Origin of the sequence: Micromonospora cremea (assembly GCF_900143515.1) — a bacterium.
Taxonomy (GTDB): Bacteria; Actinomycetota; Actinomycetes; order Mycobacteriales; family Micromonosporaceae; genus Micromonospora; species Micromonospora cremea.
This window is the reverse complement of sequence record NZ_FSQT01000002.1, coordinates 46734-60255: the sequence shown is the minus strand read 5'-3', so window position 1 is coordinate 60255 and position 13522 is coordinate 46734. Positions and strand designations below refer to the sequence as shown.

Genomic DNA, 13522 nt, shown 5'->3' with positions numbered 1-13522 from the left:
CGTTCGTAGTGCCTGGTAGGACTTCACCGACTCACACCCCCTCATGACGAAATCGACCATATCCTTCACATAAGAATGTTTTCCTCCTTTCACGACGTAACGGGGCAGCGCGTGCCGGACGTGTTCGACGAGGTGCACCGCCGCTGCCGCGCCGGCGAGGCGGTCGCCCTGGCCACCGTCGTGGCCACGTGGCGGTCCGCGCCACAGCCGCCGGGCGCCAGCATGCTGGTCACGGCCGACGGCGCGGTGACCGGCAGCGTCTCCGGCGGCTGCGTCGAGGCCGACCTCTACGAACGGGCCCGCCGCGTGCTCGACACCGGCGCCCCCGAGCTGACCCGCTACGGAGTCAGCGACGACGCCGCGTACACCGCGGGCCTGACCTGCGGCGGGGTGCTCGACGTGTTCGTGGAGCGGATCGACGGCGACCGTCTCGTGGAGTTGGACGCGGTCGACGCGGCGCGCCGGGCCGGCCAGCCGGTGGCGGTGGTCACCTGCGTGGCGGCCGACGCCGGCGATCCGCCCGGCGCGGTGCCGGTCGACCCGGCGGGACGACTGGGCCGGCGGCTGGTGCTGACCGGGCAGCGGGTGACCGGCTCGCTCGGCGCTGACCGGCTGGACGCCGCCGCAACGGCCGACGCCCTCGGGCTGCTCGCCGCCGGGCACAGCGGCGTGCTCCGGTACGGCTACCACGGGCAGCGCCGGGGCAGCGGCCTGAGCCTCTTCGTGGCCGCGTACGCCACCCCGCCCCGGATGATCGTCTTCGGGGCGATCGACTTCGCCGCCGCGGTGGCCCGGATCGGCGCGTTCCTCGGCTACCGGGTGACCGTCTGCGACGCCCGCCCGGTCTTCGCCACCGCTCGGCGTTTCCCCGAGGCGGACGAGGTGGTGGTGCAGTGGCCGCACCGCTACCTGGGGGCGGAGCTGGACGCCGGCCGTGTCGACGGGCGGACGGTGGTCTGCGTGCTGACCCACGACCCGAAGTTCGACGTGCCGCTGCTGGCGTTGGCGCTGCGCCACCGGCTGGCGTACGTCGGCGCGATGGGGTCGCGGCGCACCCACGACGAGCGGCAGAAGCTGCTGCGCGAGGCGGGGCTGAGCGCGGAGCAGCTCGCCCGGCTCGCCTCGCCGATCGGGCTGGATCTCGGTGGGCGTACCCCGGAGGAGACCGCGGTGAGCGTGGCCGCGCAGATCGTCGCGGGCCGCTGGGGCGGGACCGGTCGTCCCCTGACGGCACTCGGCGGGCCGATCCACCGGGCGGGGTAGCGCGCCGGCCCTCTCGCCCGTGTCCGGTCGGTCGGACCCGTGCTCTTCGGGGCCCACCGGGCCGTGCGTTGTGCCAGCCTGGTGCCACGCCGATTGCCGAGGTGGGCGGTGGGCGGCTGGCGACGACGAAGGGACCGGCATGGGATACGCGGTGGTGCTCGGCGAGGCGCTCGTCGATCTGCTCGACACCGAGCGGGACGGCGAGCGGGTCTACCGGCAGGCGATCGGCGGCGGGCCGCTCAACGTCGCCGTCGGCGTGGCCCGGCTCGGCGGCGCGGCGCAGTTCGTCGGTTCACTCGGCGACGACGTGCTGGCCGGGCGGATTCGCGCCTTCCTGACCGCGGCCGATGTGGGGCTGGCCGGCGCGGTCACGGTGCCGGCGCCGACCACCCTCGCGGTGGTCACCTTCGCCGGCCCGGAACCCGACTTCCGCTTCTACGGCGAGCCGCCCTCCTACGGCCTGCTCGCCGCCGACGATCTGGAGCTGGCGCTGCTGGAGGGGGCCGACGTGCTCTACTGCGGTTCCGTCGTGCTGCTCCAACCCCGCACGCTGGCGGCCGCCCGGCGTGCCTGGGCGCTCGCCACCGGCCTGCGGGTCTTCGACCCGAACGTGCGCCCCCGGCTCCTGGGCGGGCCGGGCGCGCTGGCGGGGCTGCGCGAGGTGGTGGCCGAGTTCGCAGCCGGCGCGCACCTGGTCAAGCTGAGCACCGCCGACGCCGAGGTGCTCTACCCGGGTGAGCCGGTCGAGGGGGTGGCCGCGTACCTGCGCGAGCTGGGCGCCGCGACGGTCGTGGTGACGCTCGGCGCGGCCGGCGCGGTGCTGGCCGCCGCCGACGCCGACCCGGTCCGGGTGCCGGCCCCCCGGGTCAACGCGGTCGACGCCACCGGCGCCGGCGACTCGGTGATGGCCGCGTTGATCGCCGACCTGCTCCTCGACGGCGAGCCGGCCGACCCGGCGGGCTGGGTCGGGCGGGTGGCGTTCGCGCTGCGGGTGGCCGGCCTGGTCTGCGAGTCACCGGGCGGCGCCACCGCCATGCCCACCCGCGCCGACGTCCAGCGCCGCTTCAAAGACTGACCACCCTCCCGCACCCTCCCGCGTCGATCTTGCGCTTTCGGTCGACGCTTCGCCCGCTTTGCGCCTTCTGCCCGGGCAGCAAGTGCAAGATCGGCGAGGTGAGGGAGGGGGCAGGGGGAGAGGGCAGGGGTTCAGGGGGTGCCGTCGAGTTCTTTGTAGCCGCGGCGGGCGGCGATAAGGGCGGCGCGGGCGCCGAAGGGCGCCTCGGCGGCGACCCGTTCCGGCGGCGCCCCGCCGGTGTGCCCGGCGCGGATCAGCCAGGCCAGCTTCGCCAGCTCGGCGTGCTGGGCGCGGACGAACTCCACGTCCACCGGGTCGCCGTGGCCCGGCACCACCACCGTGCCCACGGCGGTCAGCCGGAGCAGGTCGGCGACCGCGTCCGGCCACTGCAGGGGGTACGAGTCCTCGAAGGCGGGCGGGCCGCTCTGCTCCACCAGGTCCCCGGCGACCAGCACGTCCGCGTCGGGTACGTGCACCACCAGATCGGCGTCGGTGTGCCCCCGCCCGGGGTGACGCAGCAGCACCCGCCGGCCGCCCAGGTCGAGTGCCGTCTCGGTGTGCACGGTGTGCGTCGGGGCGAGCAGCGGCGTGTCGGCCAGCTCGGCGGCGAGCGCCGGGTGCTCCTCGCGCACCTCGTCGTACGCCTCCCGGCGCAGCCGCTCCGGCTCCTCGCGCAGGGCCGCGGCGGCCAGCGCGTGCGCGTACACCGGGCGGGGCGGGTCGCCGGCCAGGACGGCGTTGCCGAAGCAGTGGTCGTAGTGGTGGTGGGTGTTGACCAGCGTCAGCGGACGGTCGGTGACCGCCCGGACGGCGGCGGCCAGCTGGGTGGCCTGGGCCGCCGAGGAGAGGGTGTCCACCAGCAGCGCCTGGTCGTCGCCGACGACCAGGGTGACGTTGACCCGCAGCAGCGGCTCGCGCAGCACGTGCACCCGGTCGGCGACCTCGACGAATCCGCCGGTCATGACGTCCGCCCGGCGCGGTCGACGAAGCGTTGCCGGTCCACCAGGATGCGGTCCACCCGACCCCGGGCCACCGTCTCGTCGCCGTCGGTCACGGTGACCTCGAACGACAGCCGGCGACCGTCGACGGCCGCCAGCAGGGCCTTGGCCCGGACCGTCCGGCCGACCACGGTCGGCGCCAGGTGCTCCAGCTCGACCCGGGTCCCCACGGTGGTCGACCCGGACGGCATCGTGGTCGCGGTCGCCGCGACGGTGGCCGCCTCGGCCAGCGCGAGCACCCGGGGTGTGCCGAGCACCGGTACGTCCCCGGAACCGACCGCCTGGGCGGTGTCCGCGTCGGTGACGGTCAACTCGACCTGGGCGGTCAGACCCGGCGCGAAGGCCGGCTCGGGCTGCTCCTGCATGGTCGCCAGCCTAGGTGCTCGCCGAGCCCGCCGAGCACTCGCCCGGCGATCCCGCCGCACCCGTCAGGGCCCGCCGTCGCCCACCTGCGGACGGGTCCTGCGGGTGGTCGCCGTCGGTCGATGCCGCACCCGTCGTTAACCTTGACCGCGATGGCCGTCGTGACTGACCCCCAACCCCCCGCCCGGACCGACCCGCCCGCGTCCCCGGACGGGGGCCGTCGGCGCATCGCCGCCATGTCGATCTGGGCGGTCGCCTTCGTCGCCGCCTGGCTGGGCATCGGGCTGCCCACCGACCCCGCGTACGCGTTCGTCTGGATCTGGGCCGGCACCGTCGCCTGGAACAGCGACCGGCCGTGGCGAAGTCACCTGCGCTTCGCCCGGGACTGGGTGCCGGTGGTGCTGCTGCTCGCCGCGTACAACCTCTCGCGGGGGTTCGCCGACAACGGGGCCACCCCGCACGCGATGGAGCTGATCGTCGCCGACCGGTTCATGTTCGGCTGGGCCACCGGCGGCGAGGTGCCCACCATCTGGTTGCAGGAGCACCTCTACCACCCGCAGCTGCAGTGGTACGACGTCGCGGCGAGCTGGGTGTACTTCTCGCACTTCGTGGTCGCGCTGGCCGCCGCCGCGGTGCTCTGGCTGCGGGACCGGCACCGCTGGGCGGCGTACATGCGGCGCTGGGGCTTCCTCTGCGCCGCCGGCCTGGCCACCTACTTCATCTACCCGGCGGCGCCGCCGTGGTGGGCGGCGCAGAACGGCCTGCTCACCGAGGTCGCCCGGATCTCCACCCGGGGGTGGAAGGCGTTCGGCATGCACGGCGCCGGCAACGTGCTCAACGCCGGCCAGATCGCCTCGAACCCGGTCGCCGCGATGCCGTCGCTGCACACCGCGTGGGCGCTGTTCGTGGTGCTCTTCTTCCTGCACACCACCCGCCGCCGCTGGTGGCCGCTGCTGCTCGCGTACCCGCTGGCGATGACCTTCACCCTGGTCTACTCGGGTGAGCACTACGTGATCGACGTGCTGGTCGGCTGGACGTACGTCGGGCTGACCTTCCTGGTGGTCGGCCTGGCCGAGCGCGGGTGGGCGGCGCTGCGGGCCCGTCGCGCCGGACCGACCCCGGCCGCTGTCGGGCCGCCGCCGGCAAAGATCACCGGGCCGGACGGCACCGCGGGCCCGCCGGAAACAACGTCGGATCGGCCGGCCAGCGGGCAACCCGCGCCGGTCCGGCCGGGCGCCGCCGACCAGCCCGCGGTACCCGCCGACCGCTGACGCCGCCGGATCGGCCGGCCGCGGCGGAACAGGTCGGCCGGATCGGCCGGCCGCGGCGGAACGGGTCAGCCGGAGCGGCGGGCGGCGTGCGCGCGGGCGGTCAGCTCGGCCGCCAGGCCCCACGCCTCTGCCAGATCCCGGTCATGGGCCGCCGCGCCCGACCCACCCGCGGTGTCGGCGTGGACGGTGGCCAGCCCGAGCCGGCGCTGCGCCGGCCCCTGCACCACCCGCACGCTCTGGATCCGGGCGTACGGCACGATCGCCACCTGCCGGGTCAGCAGCCCGGACCGGGTGGCGAAGACCCGCTCGAACAGGCCGGCGCCGAGCGCGCCCCGGCCCAGTGGGTGCACCCAGCGGGCCCGGGGCGGCGGTGGGCTCAGCGCCAGCGCGTCGAGGCGTACGCCCGGCAGCACCTCGGTGACGATCATCGTCGCGGTCGGCAGGTCACCGACCGGCAGCAGGCGGTCTGGCCGGTTGCGGTCGTCGGCCTCCGCGACGGAGTACCCGGCCACCTCCAGCCGCAGCCGCAGCCAGCCCTTCATCCGCCAGAGCAGCGGCCAGGTCGCCCGTACGGTCTGCACCCGGTCCAGCGGCACGGTCTGCGCCCGGGTCTCCAGCAGGCCGTTGTGCACCCGCAGCGTGCCGCCGTCGCGGGCCAGCCGGAAGTTCCAGTCGTCGAGGACCCGGCGGATCGGTTGCAGCAGCACACCGGCCATCGCGGTCAGCGTGCTCGCCACCGCGACGAACGACCACGACCCCGCGGTGACGAACTGCACCACGACGAAGGCCAGGCCGAACGGGAGCAGGAACGCCTGCGGGGTGAGCAGTTGGCTGACCAGCAGGCTCTGGTTGCGTACCGCGTGCAGCGGCCGGCCCGGCGCGGCCGGCGGCACCGCCCCCGGGGCCGTCGAGGGCGCCGTGAGGCCCGGCGCGGGCGGCTGTGACGCCCGGCCGGCGAGCGCCAGCAGCCGCTCGCGCAGCCGGGCCGCGTCGGTCACCCCGAGGTACGCCAGCGGCGCCTCGGTCTTGCCCCCGCCGACCACCTCGAGCCGCAGCTCGGCCAGGCCGGTGAGCTGGGCGAGCAGCGGCCGGACCACCTCCACGGCCTGCAACCGCTCCAGGGGAATCGCCCGGGTACGCCGCCAGAGCAGCCCCTCGTACACCCGCAGTTCGCGGCCCACCACGTGGTAGCCGGTGTTGTACCAGCTGATCACCGACAGCACGGTCGCGCCGAGCGCCAGCACCACCACCATGGCCGCGAACCAGCCGAAGCCGACCCGGGACAGCGTCGACCAGGACAGCCCGGCGATCACCACGACCAGCGACTTGGCCCCGTGCAACAGCGGGCTGAGCGGGTGCAGTCGCTGACGCGGCTCGCCGTCGCCACCCGCCGCCGGCCAGGGCACCCCGGGTGGCGCAGCCGGATAGGGTGCCGCGCCGCCGGGCGTGTAGGGCGGCGCCGCGCCCCCCGGGGGCGGGCCGGTCGGAGGCGCACCGCCTGGTGGTCGGGGCGGTCCGGTGCCCGGCTCGGCGGGACGGTCGGTCATCGGGCCGGCCCCCGGCGCGGCCGGCGGTCGCCCGGACGCGCGTTCACAGCCCCTCCGCCCGGTCCTCGCCGAGCGCCGTGAGCCGGTCGCGTAGCCGGGACGCCTCCGCCGGGCGCAGCCCCGGCACCCGGGCGTCGCTCGCCGCCGCCGCGGTGTGCAACTGCACGGTGGCCAGGTTGAAGGCGCGCTCCAGCGGCCCGGCGCTGACGTCGACGAACTGCATCCGGGAGTACGGCACGATGGAGAGCCGCCGGACCAGCAGCCCGTGCCGGACCAGCAGGTCGTCCTCCCGCTCGGCGTACCCCCACGCGCGGACCGCGCGGACGATCGCCACGGCCCGCCACGCGCCGAACACCAGCACGGCGGCGAGGGCCAGCCCGAACAGGCCCTGACCGCTCAATGCCCAGCCGATCGCCGTCACCGCCAGCCCGATGGCGAGCACCACGGCCAGCCGGATCAGCTCCACCCAGATCAGGTCGGAGGAGATCGGCTGCCAGCGGACCGTGTCGGGCCAGGGCTCCAGCGGCCCCCGCCCCACCGACCCGTCCGTCAACACAGGGCCGGGTACGCCGGAGGCCGCGCCCGGTGCACCGGCGGCCGACGACGGGCCGGAGGGCAACAGGCCGGGCGCTGGCAGGTCGGGCGGGCGGGGGTCGGCGTCGTACCCGCCGGCCGATGGTAGGGCGCCGGGCGGCAGCGGGGCGGGTGATGACGCGTCGGGCGGGGCAGGGTCCGGGCCGAGCGTGCCGGGCGCCGGAAACGCGCCGGGCGGCGGCAGGACGCCGGGCGGTGGAGGTGGTGCGGTGGCCGGGGTGGGCGGCCAGGACGGGGAGGCGGGGCCGGGGGAGGCCGGTGGGTCGGCGCGGTCCTCCGCGCTCACCGATGGGATCCGTTCCGCGCGCTCACGCTGCCGCCTCGTTCCGCTCGGCGGCGGCGCGAGACGCCACGCTGCTGTGCCCAGTTGTTCGCTCGCTGCGCGCTCACATGTCGAGGGTAGGCGATCCGGGCACCGGATTGACGGCGCGCAGGAAGCCGCGTGCGTCCAGGAAGTCGCCGAGGCTGCCCCGGTGCTCGCCGCAGGCAAGCCAGGTCTTGCGCCGCTCGGCGTTGTGCAGACGGGGATTGTTCCACTCCAGCGCCCAGACAGCGGGGGCGCGGCAGCCGCGGGCCGAGCAGATCAGGGCCTCGCCGGCGGGAGAGGGGTTGCTCATCCGGGCCAGTCTAGGGCGGCGGGCCGGAGGGCTTGAGCGCCGGGCGGCCACGGGGGGAGCCGCCCGGCGACGGGGTGAATGGTACACGCGGCGGGCCGGTCCGTGTCCACCCCGCGACGGGCGATTCGGCTGCTGGGGACGGCGCGGCGAAAATCGGCTTCTCCCCGCCTCGACACTCAGGAAGGCGTGCGAGTCTTGATACCGCACCAGCCGCGACGACCGACCAACGCTGTGGAGGACCGGTGGCCCAGCCGACCATGCCCGACGCCCCGACGCCGAACGGGGCGGCCCCGGCGGACCCCGCGCCGGTGACCACACCCGCGCAGGACGCCACCCTGCTGGAGCGGGCGCTGTTCGAGATCAAACGGGTCATCGTCGGGCAGGACCGGATGGTGGAGCGGATGTTCGTCGCGCTGCTCTCCCGCGGCCACTGCCTGCTCGAAGGGGTGCCCGGGGTGGCCAAGACCCTGGCCGTGGAGACCCTCGCCAAGGTTGTCGGCGGGTCCTTCGCCCGGGTGCAGTTCACCCCGGACCTGGTGCCGTCCGACATCATGGGCACCCGCATCTACCGGCAGTCGAGCGAGAAGTTCGACGTCGAGCTGGGCCCGGTCTTCGTCAACTTCCTGCTCGCCGACGAGATCAACCGGGCTCCGGCCAAGGTGCAGTCGGCGCTGCTGGAGGTGATGAGCGAGCGGCAGGTCTCCATCGGCGGGGAGAGCCACCGGGTGCCCGACCCGTTCCTGGTGATGGCCACCCAGAACCCGATCGAGCAGGAGGGCGTCTACCCGCTGCCGGAGGCGCAGCGGGACCGGTTCCTCATGAAGATCGTGGTGGGCTACCCGACCGACGCCGAGGAGCGGGAGATCGTCTACCGGATGGGCGTCGCCTCGCCGGAGCCGGCGGCGATCTTCGACACGCCCGACCTGATCGCCCTGCAGCGCAAGGCGGACCAGGTCTTCGTGCACAACGCCCTGGTGGACTACGCGGTCCGGCTGGTGCTGGCCACCCGCGCGCCGGCCGAGCACGGCATGCCCGACGTCGCCCAGCTGATCCAGTACGGGGCGAGCCCGCGCGCCTCACTCGGGCTGGTCCGGGCCACCCGTGCGCTGGCGCTGCTGCGCGGGCGGGACTACGCGCTGCCGCAGGACGTGCAGGACATCGCCCCGGACATCCTGCGGCACCGGCTGGTGCTCAGCTACGACGCGCTCGCCGACGACGTGCCGGCCGACCACATCGTGCACCGGGTGATGTCCACCATCCCGCTCCCGGCGGTCGCCCCCCGGCAGCAGGCCAGCCCGTCGTCGACCGCCCCGCCGCCGGGCGCTGGCTGGCCCGGGCAGCTGCCGTGACCTCATCCACCCCTCGACCCGCCCCCGTCCCCGACCGCAGCGAGGCCGTGCTGTCCCGGCTCCAGTTGCTGGTCACCCGCAAGCTCGACGGTCTGCTCCAGGGCGACTACGCCGGCCTGCTGCCCGGGCCGGGCAGCGAGGCGGGGGAGTCGCGGGAGTACCGCCCCGGCGACGACGTGCGCCGGATGGACTGGCCGGTCACCGCACGGACCACGACGCCGCACGTGCGACGTACGGTGGCTGACCGGGAGCTGGAGACCTGGCTGGCGCTGGACCTCTCGGCCAGCCTGGACTTCGGCACCGGGCAGTGGCTCAAGCGGGAGGTCGTGGTGGCCGCCGCCGCCGCGATCACCCACCTGACCGTGCGCGGCGGTAACCGGATCGGCGCGGTGATCGGCACTGGCAGCGGCGCGCCCGCCCCGGCCCGGCGCTGGCGGGGTGGGCCGCCGCCGGCCGGGCCCGGAGTGCTCACCCGCCTGCCGGCCCGCTCCGGCCGCAAGGAGGCGCAGGGCCTGCTGCGCGCCGTCGCCGGCACCGCGATCCAGCCCGGCCGGGGCGACCTGGGCGCCCTGATCGAGATGCTCAACCGCCCGCCCCGACGGCGGGGGGTGGCCGTGGTGGTCTCGGACTTCCTCGCGCCAGCCGAGCAGTGGTCCCGGCCGATGCGCAAGCTGCGGGTCCGGCACGACGTGCTGGCGATCGAGGTGGTCGACCCACGGGAGCTGGAGCTGCCCGACGTGGGTGTGCTGCCGGTGGTCGACCCGGAGAGCGGCGAGCTGCACGAGGTGCAGACCGCCGACCCGCGGCTGCGTCAGCGCTACGCCGAGGCCGCCGCCGCCCAGCGGGCCGCGATCGCCGCCGCGCTGCGCGGCGCCGGCGCCGCCCACCTGCGCCTGCGTACCGACCGAGACTGGCTGCTGGACATGGTGCGTTTCGTGGCCGCGCAGCGGCACGCCCGCACCCGGGGGACGACTAGATGATCCGTTTCATGCAACCGTGGTGGCTGCTGGCTGTGCTGCCGGTGCTCGCCCTCGCCGGGTTCTACCTCTGGCGGCAGCTGAACCGCCGGGCGTACGCGATGCGCTTCACCAATGTGGATCTGCTGCGCACCGTGGCGCCGAAGGGGCTGGGCTGGCGGCGGCACGTCCCGGCGACCGCGTTCCTGCTCTGCCTGCTGGTGCTGGCCACCGCGCTGGCCCGTCCCGCGGTGGACACCAAGGAGCCGCTGGAGCGGGCCACCGTGATGCTCGCCATCGACGTGTCGCTGTCGATGCAGGCCGACGACGTGGCGCCGAACCGCCTGGAGGCGGCCCAGGAAGCGGCGAAACAGTTCGTCGGTGAGTTGCCGGAGAGCTACAACCTGGGGCTGGTGTCGTTCGCCAAGGCGGCCAACGTGCTGGTGCCACCGGGCAAGGACCGGGCGGCGGTGACCAGTGCGATCGACGGGCTGGTGCTCGCCGAGGCGACCGCGACCGGCGAGGCGGTGTTCACCTGCCTGGAGGCGATCCGGTCGGTGCCGGCCGACGGCGCGGCGGGCATCCCACCGGCCCGGATCGTGCTGCTCTCCGACGGGTTCCGCACGTCGGGCCGGTCGATGGAGGAGGCGGCGGCGGCCGCGCAGGCGGCCAACGTGCCGGTCTCCACCATCGCCTTCGGCACCGACACGGGGCAGGTCGACATCGGCGGCCAGCTCCAGCGGGTGCCGGTGGACCGGCTGGCCCTGGCCGAGCTGGCCGAGACCACCGAGGGCTACTTCTACGAGGCGGCCTCGGTGAGCGAGCTGAAGCAGGTCTACCAGGACATGGGCAGCTCGATCGGGTTCCGCACCGAGCCGCGCGAGGTGACCCAGTGGTACGCCGGGGTGGCGCTGCTGCTGGCGCTCTGCGCCGGCGCGCTCAGCCTGCTCTGGTCGTCCCGGATGCTGTGAGGCGGGCGGTGCCCGGGCTGGTGGTGGGTCAGTGCCCGCCGCCGGCGAGCACGAAGACGATGGCCACCCAGACGGCGGCGAGGGTGAAGCCCAGCGGGGCGACGTAGCGGCTCATGGACGGCTCCGGGTGGCGGCTGGACGGTCCGCGTGCGGGGGCGGACCGCAGGGGTGGGGACGCGCACACGAAGTCGTGACCGGGCGGCTCCCGGCGACCGTCCGGGATCGGACGGCGCGGCACGCGCACCTCGGCGTGGGCCGGGTGGCGGGGAGCGGAGCGGGGTCAGCTCACCAGACTGAGTCGTGGCTCAGCGGGGCTGACCATCGGCCCGGCCACGACTGGGAGGATCGCTATCTCGCACAGCGATCACCTCCTGAAGTCGGGCGGGCCGGAACGTCGATCATCGTACACCTGCAGTGCCGACGGGACGCACTCGGCCGACCGGCCGGCGACCCCTCCACCGCCCGGCCGTCGCCACCCCGTCCGGCGGGCCGGCCGGCGGCTCGCCCGCACCAGCGTGACCAGCACCGCGGCGAACAGCGGCAGCCAGCAGAACCGCGCGAGCACCCAGCCCGGAGAGTCCGGTGCGGTGTGCAGCCCCGGCAGGGCCACCCCACCGCGGGCGACGAGCGCGGTCACCGCGACCAGGACCGGCTGGTGCCACAGGTAGATCCGCACCGCGTTCCGGTTCACCTCGGTCACCGCCCGGCCCGGCAACGGACGGGCCAGCAGCCGTTCCAGCGCCGGCCGGGCGAGCAGCCCCACCCCGACCTGGGTGACGGCCAGCGCCACCGCCAGCAGCGACGGCGGGTTCAGGTTGGACACCCCGGCCCCGGGCACCCCGACCGCGCTGAGCGGATAGCCCAACGCCAGCAGCGCGGCCAACGCCGCGCCCCCGCCGGCGGCCAGCGCACCCGCCACCCGCCGGCCGGCCAGCCGCCCCTCGGCGTGCGCCAGGCCGAGCAGGTACGGCACCGCCCAGGCCGCGACCACGGTGACCGGCGGCAGGTCGGTGCCGGCCGGCAGCAGCCGGACCGCCAGGTCGGCCGCCGCCACCACGGCCGCCGCCGGCGCGACGCAGCGGGCCACCCCCCACCGCGCGACGGCGGCGCGCAGCGGGCCGGTCGCCGCGACGAGGAGCAGCAGCGGCAGCAGGAACCACAGCGGACTGACCGCGAGCCGCAGCGCGACGGCGAGCGTGTCGTCCGGGATGCCGGCGACGGTGGCGGCGAGCAGCATGGCGGAACCCGCGCCCAGCAACGCCAGCGCGGGCAGCAGCAGCCGGCGCAGTCGGCGGGACAGCCAGCCGCCCGGCCCGCCCCGGTGGCGCGCCAGCGACCGGGCCGAGCCGAACCCGGCGGTGAAGAAGAACAACCCGAGCGTCTGCAACACCCACGTCACCGGCGCCAGATCAGGCAGCGCGGTCAGCGGGCTGGCCTGGCGCAGCCCGCCGTCGGAGGCCAGCACGAGCCCGGTGACCAGCCAGTGCCCGAGCACCACCCCGCCGATGGCGTACGCCCGTAGCGCGTCGACCGCGCGGTCGCGGCTCACCGGGCGTTCCCGTCCCGGTCGGCGCCGCCCAGCACGACCGCCGCCACCGCGACCAACGTGGCGCTGCCCGGCACCAGGTAGCCGTCGTGCCCGGCCACCCCACCCACCGGCAACGGCCGGGCGCCGAACGCCGCGTCGCCGGGGCGGCGGCCGTACCCGAGGCCGGGCAGCCGCACCGACGGCACCCGCCGGATCCAGTCGGTGGGCGCCTCGGCCGCCCAGAACCGCCGCCCGCCGCGCAGCTCGTCGGCGTGCTGCACTCCGGCGCCGATCCCGCCGAGGCTGACCACGTCACCGACCTGCGGCGGGGCGTGCGCCGCGGCCAGCGACACCACCAGCGCCCCGTAGCTGTGCCCGACCAGGGTGATCGTCGCGGTGGGGCGGCGCCCGGCCAGTTCCCGCAGCAGTGCGGCCAGGCCGTCCGCGCCCCGCCGGGCGCTGGTGCCGGTGGCGGCGGTCATCACCCCGTCGGGCGGGTCGTAGCCGAGCCAGGCCAGCACCGCGACCCGCGCCGTCGGGTCGGCCGCCCGCAGCTCCCGGTACAGCTGCCCGGCCTGCTCCGCCGGCGCCCGGCGGGCCACCCCGCTCAGCCCACGGTCGAAGTCGGCCAGCGTGCTGCCGACCCCGGGCACCAGCACCGCGATCCGGTCCGCGTCGGCCAGGTCGCCGAGCACCTCGACGGCACGGCCGTCGCCGCGCGGATCGAACATCAGGAACCGGCGCCCGCCGGCTGCCCAGTCCGCGTACGGCGGGCCGGCCGCGCGCATCGCCGCCGCCGTGACCGGGTACGCCTCGACGAACCCGGCCGCCGCGACGGGCTCGGGTCGGGTCGGCAGCACGAGGTTCACGCCGAGCAGCGCGGCCAGCGCCAGTCGGCCGGCACGTCGTCGTCGCATCATGTTCTCCCTCCGGAATGTTCTCCGGAGGCAGGGTGCGCTGGTGGGCGGCGCTCGCGCGTCGTCCCGGGGA

The 13522-nt window shown here is 75.8% G+C and carries 14 protein-coding genes; 6 read left to right on the top strand and 8 right to left on the bottom strand.

The genetic code is table 11. The features are described 5' to 3' along the window. Nucleotides 1–75: 75 nt before the first annotated feature. The gene (locus BUS84_RS13655) at nt 76–1263 is read left to right on the top strand and encodes an XdhC family protein (RefSeq protein WP_208869668.1); all 1188 of its coding nucleotides are present in this window, start codon (nt 76–78) and stop codon (nt 1261–1263) included. A gap of 139 nt (nt 1264–1402) precedes the next feature. Next, nucleotides 1403–2338, top strand: a complete 936-nt coding sequence (locus tag BUS84_RS13650) for a PfkB family carbohydrate kinase (protein WP_074312705.1) — start codon at nt 1403–1405, stop codon at nt 2336–2338. Nucleotides 2339–2469: 131 nt separating this feature from the next. Here the strand turns inward: BUS84_RS13650 and BUS84_RS13645 are convergent, their stop codons facing one another. Together BUS84_RS13645 and BUS84_RS13640 are read right to left on the bottom strand one after the other, a co-directional pair. Continuing rightward, nucleotides 2470–3300: an MBL fold metallo-hydrolase gene (locus BUS84_RS13645; RefSeq protein ID WP_074312703.1), complete on the bottom strand. Its 831-nt coding sequence runs from the start codon at nt 3298–3300 to the stop codon at nt 2470–2472. Beyond that, complete coding sequence (locus BUS84_RS13640; RefSeq protein ID WP_074312701.1) at nt 3297–3701, bottom strand: thioesterase family protein; 405 nt, start codon at nt 3699–3701, stop codon at nt 3297–3299. The genes BUS84_RS13645 and BUS84_RS13640 overlap by 4 nt, the downstream gene beginning before the upstream one ends. Nucleotides 3702–3851: 150 nt before the next feature. Between BUS84_RS13640 and BUS84_RS13635 the strand changes: the two genes are divergently transcribed. Continuing rightward, complete coding sequence (locus BUS84_RS13635) at nt 3852–4970, top strand: phosphatase PAP2 family protein (protein WP_074312699.1); 1119 nt, start codon at nt 3852–3854, stop codon at nt 4968–4970. 65 nt (nt 4971–5035) lie between these two features. Here BUS84_RS13635 and BUS84_RS13630 read toward each other — a convergent pair whose 3' ends face one another. The 3 genes from BUS84_RS13630 to BUS84_RS13620 form a co-directional block, all read right to left on the bottom strand. Continuing rightward, complete coding sequence (locus BUS84_RS13630) at nt 5036–6517, bottom strand: PH domain-containing protein (protein WP_074312697.1); 1482 nt, start codon at nt 6515–6517, stop codon at nt 5036–5038. 43 nt (nt 6518–6560) lie between these two features. Then, a complete protein-coding gene (locus BUS84_RS13625) occupies nt 6561–7139 on the bottom strand; it encodes a PH domain-containing protein (protein WP_425293484.1) in 579 nt (192 codons plus the stop codon). Nucleotides 7140–7497: 358 nt separating this feature from the next. Further along, on the bottom strand, nt 7498–7728 hold the full coding sequence (locus BUS84_RS13620; protein WP_074312690.1) for a hypothetical protein: 231 nt from the start codon (nt 7726–7728) through the stop codon (nt 7498–7500). A gap of 242 nt (nt 7729–7970) precedes the next feature. On the opposite strand from BUS84_RS13620, the gene BUS84_RS13615 reads away from it, so the two are divergent. From BUS84_RS13615 to BUS84_RS13605, 3 genes are read left to right on the top strand one after another with little or no spacing between them, the layout of a single operon-like run. Then, nucleotides 7971–9077 carry an AAA family ATPase gene (locus BUS84_RS13615; RefSeq protein WP_074312688.1) on the top strand — a complete coding sequence of 369 codons (1107 nt, stop codon included), beginning with the start codon at nt 7971–7973 and terminating at the stop codon, nt 9075–9077. Further along, nucleotides 9056–10057: a DUF58 domain-containing protein gene (locus BUS84_RS13610; protein WP_074312686.1), complete on the top strand. Its 1002-nt coding sequence runs from the start codon at nt 9056–9058 to the stop codon at nt 10055–10057. Before BUS84_RS13615 ends, BUS84_RS13610 begins: the two co-directional genes overlap by 22 nt. After that, on the top strand, nt 10054–11004 hold the full coding sequence (locus tag BUS84_RS13605; RefSeq protein ID WP_074312684.1) for a VWA domain-containing protein: 951 nt from the start codon (nt 10054–10056) through the stop codon (nt 11002–11004). Before BUS84_RS13610 ends, BUS84_RS13605 begins: the two co-directional genes overlap by 4 nt. A 28-nt stretch (nt 11005–11032) precedes the next feature. On the opposite strand, the gene BUS84_RS13600 is transcribed toward BUS84_RS13605, so the two are convergent. The 3 genes from BUS84_RS13600 to BUS84_RS13590 all read right to left on the bottom strand — a co-directional run bounded on the left by BUS84_RS13600 (nt 11033) and on the right by BUS84_RS13590 (nt 13449). Next, nucleotides 11033–11242, bottom strand: a complete 210-nt coding sequence (locus BUS84_RS13600) for a hypothetical protein (RefSeq protein WP_143728419.1) — start codon at nt 11240–11242, stop codon at nt 11033–11035. 126 nt (nt 11243–11368) lie between these two features. After that, on the bottom strand, nt 11369–12553 hold the full coding sequence (locus BUS84_RS13595; RefSeq protein WP_074312680.1) for an acyltransferase family protein: 1185 nt from the start codon (nt 12551–12553) through the stop codon (nt 11369–11371). Continuing rightward, on the bottom strand, nt 12550–13449 hold the full coding sequence (locus tag BUS84_RS13590) for an alpha/beta hydrolase (protein WP_074318775.1): 900 nt from the start codon (nt 13447–13449) through the stop codon (nt 12550–12552). The genes BUS84_RS13595 and BUS84_RS13590 overlap by 4 nt, the downstream gene beginning before the upstream one ends. Nucleotides 13450–13522: the final 73 nt, after the last annotated feature.